General features: G+C 63.9%; 23 protein-coding genes. 15 read left to right on the top strand and 8 right to left on the bottom strand.

Features of this window, described 5'->3' with window-relative positions:
* Window positions 1–121: 121 nt before the first annotated feature.
* The 4 genes from ACRXBZ_RS27485 to ACRXBZ_RS27470 form a co-directional block, all read right to left on the bottom strand.
* Window positions 122–361 (bottom strand): hypothetical protein, encoded by a 240-nt coding sequence (locus ACRXBZ_RS27485; protein WP_433881547.1) that lies wholly within the window; start codon window positions 359–361, stop codon window positions 122–124.
* Window positions 362–1,005: 644 nt separating this feature from the next.
* Window positions 1,006–4,419 (bottom strand): tyrosine-type recombinase/integrase, encoded by a 3,414-nt coding sequence (locus tag ACRXBZ_RS27480; protein WP_433881546.1) that lies wholly within the window; start codon window positions 4,417–4,419, stop codon window positions 1,006–1,008.
* A 65-nt stretch (window positions 4,420–4,484) separates the two neighbouring features.
* Entirely contained in the window at window positions 4,485–5,618 is a 1,134-nt protein-coding gene (locus tag ACRXBZ_RS27475; RefSeq protein WP_433881545.1) for a helix-turn-helix domain-containing protein, read from the bottom strand.
* A gap of 717 nt (window positions 5,619–6,335) precedes the next feature.
* Entirely contained in the window at window positions 6,336–6,722 is a 387-nt protein-coding gene (locus ACRXBZ_RS27470) for a hypothetical protein (protein ID WP_433881544.1), read from the bottom strand.
* 538 nt (window positions 6,723–7,260) lie between these two features.
* On the opposite strand from ACRXBZ_RS27470, the gene ACRXBZ_RS27465 reads away from it, so the two are divergent.
* The 13 genes from ACRXBZ_RS27465 to ACRXBZ_RS27405 all read left to right on the top strand — a co-directional run bounded on the left by ACRXBZ_RS27465 (window position 7,261) and on the right by ACRXBZ_RS27405 (window position 14,643).
* The gene (locus ACRXBZ_RS27465) at window positions 7,261–7,590 is read left to right on the top strand and encodes a hypothetical protein (protein WP_433881543.1); all 330 of its coding nucleotides are present in this window, start codon (window positions 7,261–7,263) and stop codon (window positions 7,588–7,590) included.
* Between the two features lie 155 nt (window positions 7,591–7,745).
* Window positions 7,746–8,087, top strand: a complete 342-nt coding sequence (locus ACRXBZ_RS27460; protein ID WP_433881542.1) for a hypothetical protein — start codon at window positions 7,746–7,748, stop codon at window positions 8,085–8,087.
* The gene (locus ACRXBZ_RS27455; RefSeq protein WP_433881541.1) at window positions 8,084–8,311 is read left to right on the top strand and encodes a hypothetical protein; all 228 of its coding nucleotides are present in this window, start codon (window positions 8,084–8,086) and stop codon (window positions 8,309–8,311) included. The genes ACRXBZ_RS27460 and ACRXBZ_RS27455 overlap by 4 nt, the downstream gene beginning before the upstream one ends.
* A 20-nt stretch (window positions 8,312–8,331) precedes the next feature.
* The gene (locus tag ACRXBZ_RS27450; RefSeq protein WP_433881540.1) at window positions 8,332–9,249 is read left to right on the top strand and encodes a hypothetical protein; all 918 of its coding nucleotides are present in this window, start codon (window positions 8,332–8,334) and stop codon (window positions 9,247–9,249) included.
* The gene (locus ACRXBZ_RS27445) at window positions 9,246–9,797 is read left to right on the top strand and encodes a zinc finger domain-containing protein (RefSeq protein ID WP_433881539.1); all 552 of its coding nucleotides are present in this window, start codon (window positions 9,246–9,248) and stop codon (window positions 9,795–9,797) included. Before ACRXBZ_RS27450 ends, ACRXBZ_RS27445 begins: the two co-directional genes overlap by 4 nt.
* Window positions 9,798–9,838: 41 nt before the next feature.
* Complete coding sequence (locus ACRXBZ_RS27440; RefSeq protein ID WP_433881538.1) at window positions 9,839–10,492, top strand: DUF7341 domain-containing protein; 654 nt, start codon at window positions 9,839–9,841, stop codon at window positions 10,490–10,492.
* A 380-nt stretch (window positions 10,493–10,872) separates the two neighbouring features.
* A complete protein-coding gene (locus ACRXBZ_RS27435) occupies window positions 10,873–11,208 on the top strand; it encodes a hypothetical protein (RefSeq protein ID WP_433881537.1) in 336 nt (111 codons plus the stop codon).
* Between the two features lie 46 nt (window positions 11,209–11,254).
* A complete protein-coding gene (locus tag ACRXBZ_RS27430) occupies window positions 11,255–11,611 on the top strand; it encodes a hypothetical protein (protein ID WP_433881536.1) in 357 nt (118 codons plus the stop codon).
* A 283-nt stretch (window positions 11,612–11,894) separates the two neighbouring features.
* A complete protein-coding gene (locus tag ACRXBZ_RS27425) occupies window positions 11,895–12,365 on the top strand; it encodes a hypothetical protein (RefSeq protein WP_433881535.1) in 471 nt (156 codons plus the stop codon).
* A 25-nt stretch (window positions 12,366–12,390) separates the two neighbouring features.
* Window positions 12,391–12,789 (top strand): hypothetical protein, encoded by a 399-nt coding sequence (locus ACRXBZ_RS27420; protein WP_433881534.1) that lies wholly within the window; start codon window positions 12,391–12,393, stop codon window positions 12,787–12,789.
* Between the two features lie 76 nt (window positions 12,790–12,865).
* A complete protein-coding gene (locus ACRXBZ_RS27415) occupies window positions 12,866–13,273 on the top strand; it encodes a hypothetical protein (protein WP_433881533.1) in 408 nt (135 codons plus the stop codon).
* Between the two features lie 90 nt (window positions 13,274–13,363).
* Window positions 13,364–14,470 carry a DUF932 domain-containing protein gene (locus ACRXBZ_RS27410; protein ID WP_433881532.1) on the top strand — a complete coding sequence of 369 codons (1,107 nt, stop codon included), beginning with the start codon at window positions 13,364–13,366 and terminating at the stop codon, window positions 14,468–14,470.
* Window positions 14,470–14,643 carry a hypothetical protein gene (locus ACRXBZ_RS27405; RefSeq protein ID WP_433881531.1) on the top strand — a complete coding sequence of 58 codons (174 nt, stop codon included), beginning with the start codon at window positions 14,470–14,472 and terminating at the stop codon, window positions 14,641–14,643. Before ACRXBZ_RS27410 ends, ACRXBZ_RS27405 begins: the two co-directional genes overlap by 1 nt.
* A 562-nt stretch (window positions 14,644–15,205) precedes the next feature.
* On the opposite strand, the gene ACRXBZ_RS27400 is transcribed toward ACRXBZ_RS27405, so the two are convergent.
* Window positions 15,206–15,430, bottom strand: a complete 225-nt coding sequence (locus ACRXBZ_RS27400) for a hypothetical protein (protein ID WP_433881530.1) — start codon at window positions 15,428–15,430, stop codon at window positions 15,206–15,208.
* A gap of 59 nt (window positions 15,431–15,489) precedes the next feature.
* Between ACRXBZ_RS27400 and ACRXBZ_RS27395 the strand changes: the two genes are divergently transcribed.
* Both ACRXBZ_RS27395 and ACRXBZ_RS27390 read left to right on the top strand, forming a co-directional pair.
* Window positions 15,490–16,191: an adenine nucleotide alpha hydrolase family protein gene (locus ACRXBZ_RS27395; protein ID WP_433881529.1), complete on the top strand. Its 702-nt coding sequence runs from the start codon at window positions 15,490–15,492 to the stop codon at window positions 16,189–16,191.
* Window positions 16,175–16,579, top strand: coding sequence for a hypothetical protein (locus ACRXBZ_RS27390; RefSeq protein ID WP_433881528.1), 405 nt, complete (start codon window positions 16,175–16,177; stop codon window positions 16,577–16,579). The genes ACRXBZ_RS27395 and ACRXBZ_RS27390 overlap by 17 nt, the downstream gene beginning before the upstream one ends.
* 147 nt (window positions 16,580–16,726) lie before the next feature.
* On the opposite strand, the gene ACRXBZ_RS27385 is transcribed toward ACRXBZ_RS27390, so the two are convergent.
* From ACRXBZ_RS27385 to ACRXBZ_RS27375, 3 genes are read right to left on the bottom strand one after another with little or no spacing between them, the layout of a single operon-like run.
* Entirely contained in the window at window positions 16,727–17,011 is a 285-nt protein-coding gene (locus ACRXBZ_RS27385; RefSeq protein ID WP_433881527.1) for a hypothetical protein, read from the bottom strand.
* A gap of 17 nt (window positions 17,012–17,028) precedes the next feature.
* On the bottom strand, window positions 17,029–18,189 hold the full coding sequence (locus ACRXBZ_RS27380; RefSeq protein WP_433881526.1) for a putative T7SS-secreted protein: 1,161 nt from the start codon (window positions 18,187–18,189) through the stop codon (window positions 17,029–17,031).
* Window positions 18,189–18,515, bottom strand: a complete 327-nt coding sequence (locus tag ACRXBZ_RS27375) for a DUF6317 family protein (protein WP_433881525.1) — start codon at window positions 18,513–18,515, stop codon at window positions 18,189–18,191. The genes ACRXBZ_RS27380 and ACRXBZ_RS27375 overlap by 1 nt, the downstream gene beginning before the upstream one ends.
* Window positions 18,516–18,638 lie beyond the last annotated feature (123 nt).

Genomic DNA, 18,638 nt, shown 5'->3' with positions numbered 1-18,638 from the left:
CCGTTGACGCTCACGCAGCAGCGTATCCACTTCCCGATCACCTGTGGGCCATACGATGCCGTCAACGTCGCCAGTGGCTCGCACGGCACGAGGGTTTGGGCCCTCACGTGGAAGCGGTACCTCATGCCTCAATGCTTCCCCTCGGCAGAGGCATCCCAGTGGCGCTCTTCTCTCTCATCAGCTCATCGGCCAACTCCAGCAACATCCGCCTCAAGCTCTCGATGGCCTGCAGGTCGAGGTGCACAACCTCCGAGGGCGGAGCGAGCAGCTTCGCCCCGCGTTCAGTGCGCGCGATCCGAAGATCCCGAGCTCTGTGCGAGATGTCGCGGCACGGCACTTTCTTCCAGTCGAACGAGGACATGTAGGGGCTCCTTCGGTGCCGAGAAGGGCTTCGGCACAACCCAAATCAAGCGATGTAAGTGGCAGTGCTGGGCCTACGGGCCGGGGGTTTCCGTAGACCCAGCACTGGGATACCGAGGGACCGTCACAACGGCGGCTGTTGAGGGGACTGACGATCCCTCGGCAGCTGAGGGGCGAGTGCGCCCGAGGAGGAATGCAGTCGCACTCGGCCCCAGACGACCTCGCCATGCGCGACAGCGTCCTGGAGTGGCCGCAATTGCTGCGCGCGAGGTCGTCCCGCCGGACACGAAAAGAGCCGAAGCACCCAGAAACAGAACAGTTAGCCCGCTGCTTGCTGATGTACCCCGGCTGCAGTTCCTGTCCGTGCATGCGCCGTACTTTGGCGGCTTAGCCGGACGATTTGTGTACTAGAAGTACACGCTCGGCAATCTCACCCGATTGGTGCAACCCCCAGGCGATGCGCGAGACCTCGCAATTCACGCCCTCCCGCATCGCGCCGCGCTTGTCTAAGCAGGTCAGCCACAGCTTCGCGCACAAACACATTGTTTCTTTTCCGGACTAATGATCGACGGGCAGGGTTCAGCACCTTGTGGGTATCGACATCGCGGCACCAGTGTGATGTTGGGGCCGTGTTGGCGAGGTCGGTCATTGTGGGTCGCGGATGATGGGGATGCCGAGGTTGACTGGGCCGGTGGGCTGTCGATCACGCATGCGATCCAGGCGGACGAGCTTCTTTGTGGCCTCGTTCAGGCTGACTTCGAGTCCTTGGACCTCGCCGAGCCACCCGTTCAGCTTCGCTTCTTGGATGCGATCTTTGAGATTGCCGATGATTTCGACCAGGCGGGGCCGTTCTTTGGGAGAAATCCGAAGCATGGCGCACCGCAAACACGCGTGCTCGTGCTGACACGGCGTCCCATATGGACGGCCGCAGTCTCCCAACGCCACCTTGCGAAGCTGGAAGTGCTGCTGGAACTCGCGCCACTCTTCTGCGGTCGGTTCGCGGTACTCGGCCTGCGGCCGCATGGCTCGCCGCTTGTTGAGGAAGGCGCGGTAAGAGCGCACCAAGTCCTCTTGGAAAACAGCCAGGTAGGTTTCCGTTGTGGCCACGGTCTTGTGACCAAGCAACCTTGCTGCGATGTGAACCGGAAGCCCGCCGGTCACCGCGTCCGTGGTGAACATCCTGCGGAAGTCGTGCGGCGTGTAGATCAGCGGCTGGCCTGTTGCATCCCGCAGACCGGTAGCGGCCAGCACTGTGTTGATGAGCTTGTAGACCGTGGTGACGCTGATAGTCATGTGGCGGGAGCCCAACGCTCGCTGGAAGAGGTGCGGCAGGGGCGGGCCAGTGACTCGCTCATACGGGTCGTAGCGGGCGACGAGCGGGACCGCTCCATCATTGTCCTTGCGCAGCCGGGTGATGACGGTGGCCAGGACACTGGCCAACTCGGGACTGACTAGCAGCAGCCGTTCCTCATTTCCTTTGGACGGCACGATTTGCAGCAGGGGAACGATTTCACCGGTATCCGGCAGCTGGTAGGACACCAACGCTAGATGGGTGATCTCCAGTAGTTCCTCGAGGCGGATGCCGGTATGGCGGAGCGTTTCGACGACCGCCCAGGCCCAGAACGCCTCGTCTTCGCGGCGGGTCAGGTTGGTCGTCTCATCGGTGGCCAGGTTCTGCGCTTCGATAGGAAGGTTCGCCTGTTGGCGGGCTGTCCTGGTCAGCGCTTTGGGGGCTGTCCGGCGGTAGCGAGTGCCTGCGTGGTCGAACACTTCACCCGGATCGTGCTCGCCGGCGGCTTCCAGCAACGCCGCTGTCTCGGCCCGGAGGCGTTCGGCGACGTCGGCCAACAGCGGAAGATGAGGAAGTCGCTCTCGGACGCGCTGGTGCATCTCGGAGATAATCCTCTTGCGGGACTTGATATATCCCTGGGTATCGATCTTGCGCACTGGGCTGGGAACCGCCCATGGCGCCCAGCTGGGGTCCTCCAGCGCCCATTCCTGGATGTCGAGATAGAAGGCCCTCACTCGCATGAAGAGGCGGTGGAAGTCCTTGCTCTCCCTGGTTTGTCCGTCCTTGGTGACGAACAATCGCGCCCGTTCTTTCCATGCCTGGGCCGCCTCGTCTGGCAGGTGCAGGGTGTCGATACCCGGATGGTGCTGCTCGATGTTGGCCCAGAAACGCCCGGCCAGGTGGCTGGCCAGGCTGCGGAACGAGCCGTAGTCCATCGCCGGCCGACGCTCGTCGAGATAGCGGACGAGGACATCGCGGACAGGCCGGCACTGGATATCGAAGTCGTCGACCAACTCCCCGGTGCGAAGTTGCCCTCGTTTCAGGGCCGCCCGCAGAGTGACGCCTTCCGGGGTGATTCCGAGCACGCTGAGCAGATCCCAAGCCAGGTGCAGCCCCCGGACCGCTCTGCCGCAGTGGCGATGGCTCCAGGCGTGCAACTCCAGCACGTCCTCCGCGGTCACCTGGTCGAGGTCCTTGCCGGTGCGCAGCACGATCTTGCTGCACACGCTCAACGCCTCACCGCGCTCGCGGGCGCTGAGTCCCCGTTCGATCGCGGCGCGCTCGACGCGGGCGAACGACTTCGGCGAGATGACCATCCGTGTCCGGTCGAACAGGTTGTTGGACCGGTAGCGGGTAAGAAAGTCGTAGTTAGGCACGATCACTCGACACAGCACCAAGGCAGCCAGCCCGACAAGGTGTTGATACCGCTTGGTGTGAGGCTGACGTGTGTCCTCCGGCGCGAGCCCGTCAAGCCAATCCGGGCCGCCGTCGGCCCCGGCCGATACCCATCTGTCCTGCCAGCCTGAACCGGGGTGTTCAAGCAGCCAGTTCAAGATCACACGGGCACCCTTGGTGATCCGGTTCTGGTGCTCGGCGCGGCCTGGCCAGTCCGGTAGCTGGCGCAGCAACCGCAGGACATCCTCGATTGGCAGATGGTCGGCGGAGCCGGTTCGCCGCTGATCGAGCAGATGGAAGTGGTCGTTGGTGATGCGTCGGCCTTGGCGGCTGCGGAGGTTCACCCGGCTCATCCGGATCGCCGCAGTGTGCCTGAGATCGTGCATGGACCAGTTCGTTCCCAAGACGGCGTTAACGCGACGGAAAACCGCACGCAGAGCCTCGTAGTTCATCGGCTGACGCCGCAGTCCGGTGCCCCGGTCACGGCGGCGGAGGGTCAGCCAAAGCGGCTCGTCTCGATCCAGCAGGTCGCCGATATCGGCCAAATACAGGCGAATCCACACAAACGCCTCTGAACTGGCGGGCAGCCACTGCTCTGTGCGGGTGCCCTTACGGATCACGCGGACCAGTTGATCTCCCCAGTCCAAATCGACGCCTCGAACGCCGAGCAGTTCCGACGCTCGGGCGCCGTTGCTGACCGCCACCGCAAGGATCGCCCGGTCCCGATTGGAGCGCATAGCCGAGAACAGCTCGTTCCACCGTTCGTCGGGCATCGCCCGAGGTTTCCGTTTGGGAACCCTGGGGTTGTAGCGCAGACGGCCCTCAGCCCGGAACGGCTCCAGAGGGTTGTGATGGGAGTTGGGCCGACGCCCCTTGACCCGCTCCTGCGGCACCGGGTTGATCAGCGGGCCCGCACCTATGTCCTCGATCCAGAACTGGTAGAAGCTCCGCAGCACCGCGTTCGAGTGCCGGATTGTTCGCGGCTCGTACTGGTCTCCCTGATGGCGCTTGCCAGTGATCGGGTTGACACAGCCCGCAGTGCCTGCCGATTTCGTCCGCGGCCTCTGTCCGGGCTTGGCAGCCTGCTTGAGCCACAGCACCAGATCCCGAACCTCAGCCGGGGTGGCCTTGTCCCAGTCCACCCCAACGGCCCGCAGCCACCGCCACCACCGCAGAAGATCATAGGCATAACTGCGCACCGAGCCCGGCCGGTTGTCCCGGGCCACGAACTCAACCAGGAACCGACGCACCGGTTCCACCGGCACACCATCGGGATCGACCACCAGCCACGGCACCGACCCCGCAGCCGACACAACTCGTCCCCACCGCGGAAGCCGGATCGAGCCGACATTACGTTCAACCTCGTCAAACACCCTCGTCCACCTCTCCGATCAAGGTGGACCAGATCTACCGACTACCCAGTGACAAGCAGCCCCATCTAGACGGCGTGTCGCCCAGTAATCCGGTCAACAGAACGCACTCTTTGCGGAGCAATAGTCTCCGCCGTTAGGAGTGCACGAAGCCCTTCGTCACGCGTTTTGCGTTCCGCAACAAGCGCACGACCAAGGTCGGCGTAGAACATGCCTTGCCTGGCCTTTGCTGGGATAGATGACGGACGGACGCCCTTGGCTAGCTCCGCCACCTTGCCACCTTCGCCCAGCTCGGTGGCAAGGGAAACTCGCCAGATTCCAACGTTGTCCTGCCCGAACCAAAGGAACCCGAAGTTCTCTCGCTCGCGAGGAAGACGCAAGGCCAACTGCTCAGCCTCCCTGAGATGTGACCAGGTGGACTCAGCATCACGACGTGCCGCGGCCGCCAGAGCGACGTTGAGGTGAAGCATCCCCGCGACCTGCGCTGCGTTCGGGTTGTCGATCGCCCCTCCGAGCTGATCTAGCGCGCGAAGAGAAAGGAGACGCTGCTGTTCTCGTCCTTGACTACCTGAGGAATGTCCGCGCAGCCACGCAGCGAACCCCAGCCATTCAGGTTCTTCGAGCTCTTGTGCGCACTGCTCAGCGAGGCGGGCCGCCATAACAGGCCACCCGCGAACGCCTTGATTCTTGGTCAAGACCGCTGCCGAATGAAAGACGTGGATCAAGGCTACGAGCACGCCTTTTCTGTTCTCCGGCTGTTGCACATACGCCGCGTGGAGCTGGGTGAGCAGGCCAGGAACGATCTTCCCTTGCTCTGCATAGTCGGCTGCGACACGCAGGACTGCGTTTAGGTGATTGACCTCGGAGGCGAGTTCCTGAAACGGCCTCGCCTGAACGCCAGGGTCGAGACCCAAGTCCAGAGTAGACAATGCCGCTTCGACCTCACGCAAAGTAGCGTGCGCATCGCTTCCGATCGGATCGGTCGGCGCATACGGCGAACCCGTCAGCTCGGTCGGGTTCACTCTCAAGGCGTTTGCCAACGCTTCAAGCGTTGCACGGCTGGTGACCGGCTTCTCACCTCGTTCGATCTGCCCGAGGTACCCATGTGACAGCCCTGCGAGCTCCGCAGTGGCCCGGAGCGAGAGCTGCCGCCAAGCGCGGACTTCCCTGAGCCGTCGCCCCAAGGCATTGTTCTCGTCCATCGAATCGCCTCCTTCCCGGCGTTCCGCCAAGAGGCTACCGGCCTGCAGGCCGAAATTACGATGCTCGCCTGATGAGACGAGAGCTGCCATACGAGTGACTTCATAAGGTTGCAGACCTTAGCTACCCTCGGTTTCACCTGCCGATACAGCCGATCCGATTCTCCGATTACGCCGACTGCAGTAGCCGGAAGGTCCTGTAGACGAGGCCTGCCACGCGGGCACTGTTCTGTCGGGCGGTTCTTGTTCTCGCGGCCAGGCTGCAAGGCACTCTGATCCAGTGAGAACGTGCCAGGCGAGCCGCACCCGCGCTCCGAATCGGAGCCTTCTCACCCACAGGTGGCGCCGTTGAACCTCCATGTCGCTGATCATGATCGCAGCGAAGTTCGTGGCGGGGGTGCCTTCTCGGATGGCGATCGTCCAGCTAGCGTCGGGATTGGTCCTGATTTCCCATTTGTAGTCCATGTCTTTGGCGACCACCATGAGCGGATACTCGGCCACTGCGCTCCTCCTCGCACACCCAGTAGCGCGCAGCGCCGGACAGTCCCCGTCGATCGCGACGCTCGGCGTCCCCCGACGCCGTAGTGATCGCACTACCGGCTGGCACGCTAAGCCCTCGACATATACCAGTTCACTCATTTAGGGCAGACGGGAACGAGGCGTCACCCTTTCGGCCTAAACACAGGTAAGTTGATCTCAGCATGTGAGATCACATTCCCGTCACTCACTCTGCGCCTCGTGGTCCGCAGCCTGCTTGGCCAACAGCGCGAGACAGTCGCGCATGACCGACTTGGCGGGCTCAGACAGTGCGCGGTAGCTCGCGACGAGGTCGAGCTCGTCCTGGTTGAGGCCATCTGGCTCGAGGTCGATGCCCGAGTCTGCCGCGAAGGCTCGACTAACTTCGGTTACCGACAGTCCGAGCGCCTTGGCGAAGCGTTCGACGACAGACAGGTGAGGCCATTTGCCGCGCTGCGAAGGCTTGAGGAAGTGCTGGAGCGAACCCTCCCGTAGGCCGTTGGCGCGTTCAATCTCCCGGACGCTGCGGTCGCCTGCGTGGCGTCGCACCAGTGCCACGATGCGAGAGTCCTCTTGCTCTTGCTCGGCCACCTTGCCGCGCCCCCCTTGTTCTGGAATGTGATCTCAGTCACAACTCTGGTTGTGTTCAGCGCCCGATGTTAGGCACACCTTGGTCAAGTACTTGCTTGATCTTATGGCCGACCCACCTGCGGTTTCATTGAGACACGAAGAGATCCGCCACTTGCCGTAGGCGCGATCAACTTTCGTTGGGAGCCAGCATGCCGACCGTGTCACATATGGAACACACAATAGGACTTTGCGGTATCTACTTGACACGCACCCTTGGCTGATCAAGGCTGTGACTACCCGGCGTTACGTCGGGTTCTCACCGCCTATGGCGTTTTCTCGTGGGTTTCCCACGGGCTGGGGAAGTGCGTCGGAAGGGGGATCCGTGCGCGGTTTACGTGGTCGTCGCGCCTATGTCGGCACGCCTGAAGCGCTGCTGGCCGTGTGGTTAGCGCTGTTACCGATGCGCCTGACATCCCTCTCGGTGTGGGTGTTCGGGCGCGCATTCTCTGCTGGTCATCCGCCCCGAGTTGCTTCTGGCCGTCGAGGAGGCGGCCTTGTCATGCCCATTTCACCGAATGTCGCTGCCACCCCTGCCGAGCCCGACGGTGAGTCGGTCGCGGTGGACGCGCTGGCCGAGTACGTGAGCTTGCTGCGCCAGGTGCAGTCGAAGATCGAGAACCTGAGCCGGATGCGATCCGACCTCCAAGACAAGATCAAGAACGCGCTGGGGGACGCTGAGATCGGCACCGTGGCCGGTCGCCCGGTGGTGTCGTGGAAGCGTACGCTTCGGGTGGCGTTGAGCCAAAGGCTGGTGAAGGCGCTGCACCCCGAGGTGATCCCGGAGTGCGAGGAGATCACCGAAGTCCGGTCGTTCCGACTGCTGTCATGAGCGCCGTCATCGCTACGCGGCGAACCCGCCGCCCACGGGCGTCTGCCTCCGGGCTCACGTGGGATCCGATACCGGGCCAGAGCGCCTTGTGGACACCGGAAGATCTCGAACGTGGCGCCCGTATGGCGATGGCGCGACTTACGGCAGCTAGCCCTGTGCCGAACGACATGGTGGCGGCGGTGTGCGCACTGATCGCTGGTGATCCGCGCAATCACGATCACGTCGAGGCTGTGGTGTCGGCGGTTTTACGGGACGCCGCTGGGGATTCGCAGTGGCAGACCACGGCCAACGGGTGGCGTCCGCTGCTGCCGTCGTGGATCCGGCCGCCGACGATCGGCGCGACCGTGCAGCGCCTGGTCGCTATTGGAATGCTGCGGCCGACCGGTCGCTACAGCCGATGCACCGATACCCGCTCGGGCAACCGAGGCAAGCCGCAGCCGGTCTACGCGGTCGACCTCGGCCTGCTGGACTCGCTATGCGCCACTGATGCCGCATGATCTGCGCGGCCGTGCACGCCGACGCTGAGCAAGCGCGGCGTTGCCTTTCCGGCGAGCTGGTCGCCGAGGAGTTGTCCACGTCCGCTCGTGAGCTGGTCGTTGCCTGGCTGCACGCCAGGGGCTGCACCGATGTGCAGATTGCCGAGCGCTGCCGCATGACCACCTACACCGCTGGGCGCATTCGTTCGCGGCTGGGTCTGCCGTCCCACCGCGTTTCTTCTTGATACAAGGGAGTTCCGCACGCATGGCGTGGTTCAAGATCGATGACTCGTTGCATGACCACAAGAAGGCCCGTCGCGCCGGGACGGCGGCGATGGGGCTGTGGGCGCTGGCCGGTTCGTGGTGCGCGTCGAATCTCTCCGACGGGTTTGTGCCGCGCGATGTCGCGCTGCGCTACGGCACCGCCCGGCAGGCCACCAAGCTCGTCGAGGTCGGATTGTGGGTTCCGGCCGAACACGACGGCGAGGCCGGATGGATCTTTCACGACTGGAATGACTACCAACCGACTCGCGCCGAGGTGCAACGCAAGCGCCATGCTACCGCGCAACGGCAGGCCAAAACGCGCGCGGTTCGTGATCAAAAGACGAGGTCAGGGGATTCTGTCACGCGTGACGAGCGTGTGACTCACAGCGTGAATCACGCTTCTCCCGACCCGACCCGTCCCGATATAGATACTTACGTTGATAGGGCGGGTTCCTGTGACGTACCGCGCGAGCACAGCGCCGCCACCCCACCGATCGTCGTCGAATTCCCCACCAACTCCCCGGCCCCGGCGCCGGCTCCGCGACCGGCGGAAGCGCGGGTAGCGCTCGGCCTGGTCGCCGAACACGTGCCCCCACAGCCCCGCAAGGTCGCCGACCGTCTGGCCGGTGAAGCCGCACGGCTGCTAGCCGAAGGCATTCCCGGCGAGCAGGTCGCCGCAGGGCTGCGGTTGTGGTCGGGCAAACGCGTCGGCCCCGGTCTGCTCGCCGAGCTGGTCGGCGAAGCCATGCGCACTCCAGCGATCCAGCAGGCCACCGCCAGCCGCGGCGGCCTGGCGACCACCGACGCCCGTGTCCTGGCAGGTCTGCGCCTCGCCGAGCAACTGGACGTCGAGGACGGCCGCCAACCGTCGTCGATCGCCGCACCGCTGCGTGAGCTGCTGGCGGGGGTGGCTTCGTGACCGTGCCCGCCAACGAGCTGATCCCACGTGGCGATATCGCCCGCCTGCTGGCGCTGGCCTCGGCCTACGACCAGCGCACCATCGGCCTTGCCGACGTAATGGCGTGGCAGGAAGCCCTGGCGGGCTGCGACAAAGTCGAGGTCGAGGCCGCGATCTTGGCGCTGTCGAAGAACTCCACGCAGCGCATCACGCCGCCAATGATCCTCGACAGCATCCGAAAAGCGCGGCAAGCCAAGGCGAATCGACCAGGAGCCAGGCCCACGGAGCAGCAGCGGGCCGCCGAATGTGCCCGCCACACCGCTGCAGGCAAGCGCGGGATCGAGCTGGTCTACCAGCAGATGAACTGGCATCGCAGCGAAGACCGCAACACCGCGCTCAACGTGGCCTGCCCCGCATGCGGTGCCGCGCCGAACGTGCGCTGCCGCCGGAAAGGCCGCACCCCGGCGGGTCGAGAAGAACACCGCGACCTGCGCATCCACGCGCACCCTTCGCGCATCGAAGCAGCCCACCGTGCCACGAAGTCCAGCAATCACGAGGTCCCGGCGTGAGCACCCACCGGCACGCCCTCGACTGTCAGGAGGCCCTTGTCATGTCCCGCCAGCTCACCGACGCGGACCAGGCCCTGCGGCAGCGGATCGCCTTCGACGCCGCCATCGACCAGCTCACCCGACCTGTCCTCGCTCAGGACCAGGCGATTGTGCCAAGTTTGCTCGACCAGCTCGCCGACGCGGTGCAGCCGGGCAGCGAACACACCGGCAAAACCGCCACCGGTTCAAGACCGCCGGCCGCGATGGACGCGCTCGCCCTCGCCGCCGACATCGGCGTGGAAATGCGGCAAGCCCTCGCGGTTCTCGGGGAGCACGTCCCACCCGCACCGGTAGATCAGGTGCGGGCCTGGGCCGCCCACGCCGAACGCTGGCAGCACGAGGCACCCGACTACCTCACCTACGCCACCGACCGCGCCGGGTACTGGGTGCACGCCATCCGCACGTTGCTGGACCCGCCCCGGCGGTACCCACTGCGCGGTCACGCCTGTCCCTCCTGCTGGGAAACGACCGTCAGCGTGTGGTCAGACAGCAACGACGAAGCCCCGCTTCGCCGCACGGCCTTGACCATCGACGTGCAGCGAGCCGAAGCCACCTGCGGCGCCTGCGAGGCCACCTGGCCGCTGGACCAGTGGCAACAGCTCGCCGCGTTGCTGCTGCAGCAACAACAACACGACACCCTCAGCGTCGGCGTTTGACAATGACGATCATCGACACGCATACTGCCCTCGCTGGGTAGAAGTCTGCCCAGACCTCAATCTCGGACCTCCAGTCGCGGCTAGCGCTGGCGCGCGGTCCGGCCCCGGTTGACGGGAAGCCAAACCCCAGCACGCTTCCCGTCAACCGGCATTCTCAACAACACGAATTCACGGTCGACACTGGTGATGTTTCCGGCATTTACAATGCTTGCCGTTCATTCCGACAATCCCTAATCTGGCAGCAATTTCAGCCGTACAGAAAAACTCTGCCTGCTGGAAGACCGGAATCCACAGGCACCACGACCAGAAAGGACCCCGGCGACTGCTGCAACAGCCCCGGGGCGTGGCCAGTGGTGCCGCCATCCAGAAAGAGACAAAGAATGACGTCACCATCCGACAAAAAACAGCTTAGCTCAGCGGAGACCACCGGCGTGGACGCGCTCTACCAAGAGCTGTCCGAGAATGCCGACGTGATGCGAGTCCTCTACGCGCTCCGGCAAGTCGGCTGGGCCCCCAACCTGGAGGAGATCACCACCGCCGAGGCCCGCGAGAAAGCCCTCGAACAGGGCTTAGTCGACCGTCCCGTTTTCCTGCCCACGGTGCTGTTCCTCAACGAGAAGGGCCACCAGGCGCTCACCAACTGGAGAAACGCCCTGGACCAGGTCATCCGCCAGGACCGATTCCAGGTCCTGCTCCGCCACGTCATCGCCTGGTGACCACCCCATGCGGACCCGGTTTCCTGCCACGAAGGGACTTCTCACGATGGGCGGCAGCCCCTACAACGGCGAAGACGCTGCGTCTGGGATCGGTCACCAGGCGTGGGCTGATGCAGAGAGCGAGCTTCGCGATGAGCTCTCCGAGGACCTGGACATCCTGCGCGTCCTGCACGTGCTGGCCCTGGACATGCACTGGACCTGGGCGGTTCCCACCCTCGCCGACCCCAACGCCATCGACGAAGCGGCGAAGCGCGGGTTCATCATCACTCCGCCCGATCCCCGGCTGAAGGTCCATATGACCGACGCCGGAGCCCACAAGCTCCACGACTGGTACACCAAGATCCTTCCGGTTTCCAACCAGGAACGATTCCGCCCGCTGTGGGTGCGCGTCACCCGCACCTGAGCCCGCCGGGGCCTGCGTCGCACTCATGATGCAGGCCCCGGCCTCTCGCCAGGCTCGACACAGCGCCCCGGCCTCCGGCATGATGCTCATGCCCTGTCTGGTTTCTGTGTCGGCAAACCCAGGAAAAAGATGGGCAGTGGCCCCTCGGTGTACCGAGGGGCCACACTTATTCCTCGCCACCGCTTTCCATTGTTCCGAATTACACGCTTCACGCAAAACCAAAAGAGAGGTTCACTACTCAAATCTTGCATTGACACCCGTTTCTCTATGGCTAATGTGGAGATTGCCGAACACAGAAGCCGCACAGAATTTCTGTGCCAACAAAATGAGGCAATCATTCATGTCTGACCATTTTTCAAATCTCAGGATTGTCAATGCACCTGAGTTCCGGTTCTACGGAAGCAAGTTCACCGCGACCGCGCACATGAGCAAGCGCCAGCTGGCGGAAACGATTCTGCGGGACCTGACCGCAGCCGCCGACTGGCACGTCGGCGTCGCCCTCCACACGGGCGGATGCTTCGAAATCTGGATCGCGAACGCTGTCACCAGGGACGCCTCCGATGAGGAATTGGACGCGGTGTCCGGCCTCGTCTGCGACTACCTCTACCAGTTCGGCTGGATCAACCCCCGTGACCCGAAGGACAAGCGCTTCGACGTCTGCAGCTTCTGGTTGATCACCGAAGACGCGGGCGTGGATGGCCCCGTCTTCGGAAGCGGAATTCCGCTGATGCCCTGCCCAAAGCAGAACTCCTGATCAGCCGGGAGCGGGAGCGATCGACATGAGCAATCCGAGCACATCCGGCAGCGAGTCGGCCCGGCAGTACGGACACCTTTACTCCAAGACTGCCCACATGGATAACCCGCAGCTGGCGACGTACCTCGTCGGGGTCTTCACCCTGATGCCAACCCTGAGCTGCGGTATTGCCTTCCACAAGGAGGGCTGCATGGAAGTCACCATCCACGGGGCCGTAGGCGAAAATTCCACCGAAGAGGACTACCTCCCCACAGTGGTGGAGGTCCACAACCTCCTGGATCAGCTCGGCTGGCGGAATCCGGTCGAACCGGCGGACCGGCGGTTCGACACCTGCGCGGTCGTTTTGACCCCGCCAACCGAGCCCCCGCCGCACCTGAACGAAGTGCTGGTCACCGAACTGCCGTGCCCCAACCGGGCGAAATAGCCCTACCGCCGGGGCCGACCACGCGTCAGCCCCGGCACCTCGTCCTCAGCTTTCTCGCCTAGGAAGGAGCGCAGCAGTGCGCGACATGCTCACGATCTCTCTCACCGTGACCATCACGGCCGATCCCGCCACCTGGTACCGCGAGCACGGCGAAGACACCCAGGTCAGCCTGCCCGGCTACGTCCTGGCCAGCCTGCGGGAGCTGCCCCGCATCCAGGCCGCCCGAGCCGACGTGCGACTGGCCAGACTCACCCGGCGTGGGCGCGGTGCCGCCCAGCACCGTTCTCCCGTGCCCGGCCCGTTCCTGCTCGACCCAGCGTCCATCACTGCGCACCGCACGCCCAGACACCGACTCGAACGCAAAAACAAATCATCCCTGTTCCGCGCATTCCCTAGAATTGCACGGACCGCCATTTCGCTGGCCAATAACACCGGCGATCAAATGCCAAGAAATCCGTCTGGGAAATTTCTCCAAACCGCTTGACTCCGAATCTCCTGTGACTAATGTGTGTAGTGCCGACACACAAACCGCACAGCAATTCCGCTGTGCATTGACAATAGGGGCACTACTTTCATGGCACATGAGATTGAACAGTTCTCAGATGGGTCCGCCGCATTTGCCTCCGCCCGGATACATGCCTGGCACCGGTTAGGGGAGATCACCCCGGAACCGATGTCCGTGGATGAGGCCATGGTCAAGGCCAATCTGGCCGAGTGGAATGTCCGCACCGAGCCGCTGATGGCTTTGGTGCCCGGTCTGCAGTGTGTGGAGTGCGGCCACCTGCTGGGAGACCAGCACGACGAACTGTGCGCGACCGGTGACCACGATGGGCTGGATGACTCACGCAAGGTGGATCAGGATGACACCGCCGTGCCGACTGAGGTCCCAGATCACAAAGCTGTGATCCGAGACAACCCGGAAACCCGCAGCCCCGAGGTGTTGGGGGTTGCAGGTCTGGACTACACCCCGATCCAGAATGACCAATTGGCCGAGATGATCAAGGCCATCACTGATCAGTCCGGTGGCTTCGTGGAGACTGCCGGGAGCCTCCGGGGTGGCCGGGACGTGTTCGTCACTACCAAGCTGCCCGAGGGGCTGACCGTGGGTGGCGTCGACGAGATGGAGCTGTACCTGGCTGGCATGAACTCTCATGATGGCCGCCGGGCACTCCGGTTGATCACCACCCCGGTCCGGGTAGTCTGCGCCAACACACAAGCCGCCGCACTCCGAGACTTCCGATCTAGCTTCACCATCCGCCACACCCCGGGAGCTCACCGCAGAATCCAGGAAGCCAGGGAAGCTCTGCAGCTCACCTGGTCCTATGTGGCCGAGTTCCAGGCCGAAGCCGAGAAGATGATCAACAAGACCTTACCCGGAAAGACCTTTGAGAAGTTGATCCGGCAGATTTGGCCCAAGCCGGATGAGGATGCCAACTCCCTGGTCAAGGAAACCGACGACAAGAGGATGGAAGATCTGCTGGGACTGTTCCGGACCGCCGAGACCCAAGAGAACATCCGTGGTACCCGGTGGGCCGGATACCAGGCCATCACCGAGTATGTTGACCACTTTGCACCGGTCAAGGACACCGAGAATGCCGGTGCTGTCCGGGCCGAGCGGGCACTGTTGGGGCAGGCCAAGGCCGTCAAGGAAAAGGCCTTTGGGCTGATGGTGGTGGCCTGATGGACCCGAACAAGACCCTTGAGCAGCTCCGAACCGTGGTCCGGGAGTACCGCCAGGAGACCACCGACCCAGCTGGCCACCTTGAGCTTGCTGATGAGCTGGTGGGCCACTTCGAGAACTTGGACAAGTGGCTGAGCCGAGGTGGCTTCCTGCCCGAGGCATGGCAGAGGTAACCGACCACCCCCGCACACTGCCCCGGTACAGCCTTTGTACCGGGGCAGTGGCCTATCCACATGGAGCCCCCGTGCCTGCCCGTGCCCGTAGGCCGTGCACCCGGCCTGGCTGCTCCGAGCTCACTGCCGCTGGTGGCCGCTGTGCTGGCTGCCGTAGCCGTGCCCGCCAGGCCGGGGGAACTTCGGCCCAACGGGGCTACACCGCTGGGCACCGGTCCCGTTTCCGGCCTGCCGTACTGGCCCGAGATCGCTACTGCCGATGCGATTTGGACTGTCCTACACACCAGGGCAAGCCCTGTCCCAAACCGTCCACAGTAGCCGATCACTGGCCGCTGATCCGCCGCGAGCTGGTCATCAAGGCCCTTGATCCTGATGATCCTGCCCATGGCCGTGGTCTCTGTGCCGCTTGCCATGCCAGGGCAACCGCACACCACCGGCTGACCAAAGGGGGCTGGAACACCCCATGAGCCGCCGTTACCCAGGGGAGGGCCCCCTCAAGGGCCCAGTAGGGCACAAGCCGCCGAGGCCTGAAAATGTGCCGCCAGGTTTCCGGGCTCCCGGATCACTCGCTGGCCGACGCGCGCTCCCGCTGGATCAGCTTGCCGACCCCGACATCACTGAGCCGCGCGTGCGGCGCGATGCCCCGGTTGCTGTTACCCAGGGCGGCCAGCTCCATGATCAGGCGATTCCGCTCCGCTTCCCAGGCGTCCTTTTGCTCGGCGGCCTGCCCGAGCTGGGCGCGCAGCTCGGCTACCCGCTGCTGACGTGCGGTGATCGGATCGGGCATCCCACCATGCTAACCAACTTCGATCACGCGAACCCAGTTCGCGCAACCGGGAGAATCGTGTGATCACCATCGACGGCATCACCCCCTCCGCCGACATCCGAGCCCAGCTCGCCAACGAGGGCACCCCCGTCCTGCTCGGGTTCTCACGCGGCAAAGACTCCCTGGCCGCCTGGCTAGCCCTACGCGAGGCCGGCTGCGAGGTCATCCCCTACCACCTCTACCTCGTGCCGGGCCTGAAGTTCGTCGAAGACAGCCTCGCCTTCTACGAGGACTTCTTCGACACCCAGATCATCAACCTGCCCCACCCCTCGCTCTACCGATGGCTCAACAGCTTCCTGTTCCAGCCACCCGAACGCCTCGCGATCATCGAAGCAGCGCAGTTCCCCGAACCCACCTACGAAGAAATCGCCGGGATGCTGCGCGACGACTTCGACCTCCCGGACGCATGGAACGCCGACGGGGTACGAGCCGCGGACTCGCCGAACCGGCGGATGGCCATGGTCACCCACGGACCCCAACGCGAGCATCTGCGCAAGGTCAGCGCCGTGTGGGACTGGCGCATCGCCGACGTGCGTGCCGCACTCAAACGCCACAACTGCCCGCTACCACCGGAATACGAGTGGTTCGCCAGGTCGTTCGACGGCATGGACTACCGGTTCCTCGCACCCATCAAGGAGAACGCGCCCGACGACTACCAACGCATTCTCGACTGGTTCCCACTCGCAGACCTGGAGATCTTCCGACGTGGACTCCAACCCTAACGACGACCTGCTAGCGCAGCTGCAGGTCAGCGCCGCACCCAGCGGCCCGAGCCACGACGAGCTGCTGGCGCAGCTCAATGCTGAACCCGAACCCGACCCACTCGAAGGCGTCAACTACACCGGGGACATCGAAGCCGACTCCGCCGCCGAACTCGACGCCCTCGCCAAGGGCTTCCGTGAACGCACCAAACGCGAAGACGAACGCTTCCGACTCGCCACGGACTCGGAGTACTGGTTCGCAGTCTGCTTCCGCACCCGCGAAGACAAAGACGCCTTCCTGAAGGCTGCGCGGCTGATGGCGATCGGCGACAAGTACCTAGACGGCTACGCCGTCGCGCGGACCCTCGGCATCCCCATGCCCACCAACGAAGAAGGAGGTGAGACCTGATGCGCAACCGCATCGCCCGCGCCGCCGCCGGAATCCGCCGCGCGTTCTCCCGCCGCGCCGCCAGCCCCGGCCGAGGCCGCAGCTCCGGGACGTAGGAACAGCGAAGGTGCCCCGCACTATCTACGGGGCACCTCGCGCAGGCAGCAGTTAAGGAACCTGGTACCCCAATGCTTTGAGGACGTCACCGATCCACACCAATGCGTAAGTCGGCACTGTTTCACCAGGCTCCGCGAGGCGAACCAGGTTGTTCCACGTCTCCGAAAGTTGACCGAGGGTCAACTGGTCCGCCTCCGGCGGTGTGTAGTTGTCGTACTTCGCTTCCTGCGGGATCGACCAGAAGAAATCCTTGTCGAGCTCGACGGTGTCGCCTACCCGATCTTGCAGGCTGTCCAGCGCCGCGTTGAATACCTGGCGCAGAACCTCGACAGACACAACTGAGTCATTTTCACTCATTGCTTACCCTTGTAAACCTTGTCGATGTTGTCCCGGAAGGTCTGGATTTCTTTCTCCAGATGGCCGACACGAGTGTCGAAGATCTTCTGTCGAACCTCGTCATTCGGGGCGTTCTTGAGAAAGCCCTTATTATCGTAAGCTTCGGGATCGCGCTTGTACGCCTCCAACTTCTCCTCGTGTTCCTTGATCCGCTTCTCATAGGACTCGACGGAACGCCGATCCGATGGCGACAGCGAATCCTTGTCCTGCGTCGACTCGTCGGCCTCCGCTACTTCGTCGGTATCAACGACCTCGACAGCGTCGTCCCCCGCGGCCTCAGCACCCAACGCCATGGCTGCGGTGCCCGCGATGCCGATACCAGTGACGACGCCTGCCGTCGAGACGACGTTCAACGGGACTCCGCCGATCGCCCCAACGCCTGTGGCATCCAACACCACGCCGGCGGTTTCCCCAACCGCGCTGACTGCGGTGAGCGCGGCGCCGCCTACGACACCAAGCACCATTTCCGGATGGTTGAGCGCGGCGTTGCCGAACGAGGCGAGGGCGTTAAGCGCCGTGCCCGCCGCTTGTCCCATAGCGTCACCGGCCTGTTCCAGCCAGCTTCGTTCCGGAGCCTTGTCCCGTGCCTGACCGACGACGTCAGCGGTCTGCTCGCCTGCTGTCGCAAGCTGGGTGCGAGCACGATCAAGGAGTTCGCGGGCCTGTTGTCGCTTCGCTTCGCCAGGATCGTTGAACGGAATAGTGACCGGTCCTGCGCCTTGGGGCGCTTGTTGCTGCGCTTGCTCGACCGCACGGTCGTGTTGCTTCCTGGCGTAGCTGGTTGCAGCCTCGCCCGAATCCCACAGCACGATCGCTTCCCTGGCTTGTTCTTGCGCCCAGGTCAAGGTTTCGCAGTAACGCTCCAGCGCACCGGCCGCGTCGTGGAAGCAATCTCCGGCGTCCAGCCACTTCGTTGGTTCACCGTCGAAGGCGGAGCGGAACTGCTCGGCCGCCTCGCCCTCCCATCCTTCGGAGGTCTCGATACGCTGCAAACCCGCACCTGCTTCGTGCAGGTTCTCTCCATACGCCTTCATCGCAGAGGCCGTCGCGCGAACCGCGTCCGCATAGCCGGGAACGAGCGCCCTAGGGTCAGTGGTGGTCCCGAGTTCAGCTGCCATCACTGCGCCGCCGGATCGTCGCCAGCGGTGCGCTGCACGATGCCTTCGAAATGGGAGCGGACCGCCTCGTCAGTCTGGCGGTAGACCTGAACGCAGTGAGCCAACCGACCGGCGATCTCCTGCCCGTCCTCGGTCAAGTTCGTCACTCCGAGGTCCCAGCGCTCGCAGAACTCGGCCACGGTGGAGGCCAGCCGATCATGACCGAAACCATCGGCGGGGCAGTCGATGTCATGTACTCGCTTCTTCGCCATCGCGGTGATGGTGTCGTTCACGCCCTCCGAAGCCTTCGTCAAGGCAGGGAGGTCAACGCGAAATCCGTCTGCCATCCGGCTCCGCTCCTACGGTTCGACTCCAGTGCGACGCACACCCTAGACGCGCTGCTAACCGCGGCAGAGGCAAGACCGAAATCTTTACCCCCAGACGGCCCAGCAACTCGGCGAACATCACAC

It is taken from the genome of Saccharopolyspora hattusasensis, from assembly GCF_050972075.1.
Classification (GTDB): Bacteria; Actinomycetota; Actinomycetes; order Mycobacteriales; family Pseudonocardiaceae; genus Saccharopolyspora; species Saccharopolyspora hattusasensis.
The sequence above is the reverse complement of the archived record's forward strand: the minus strand, read 5'-3'. Positions and strand labels throughout refer to the sequence as shown.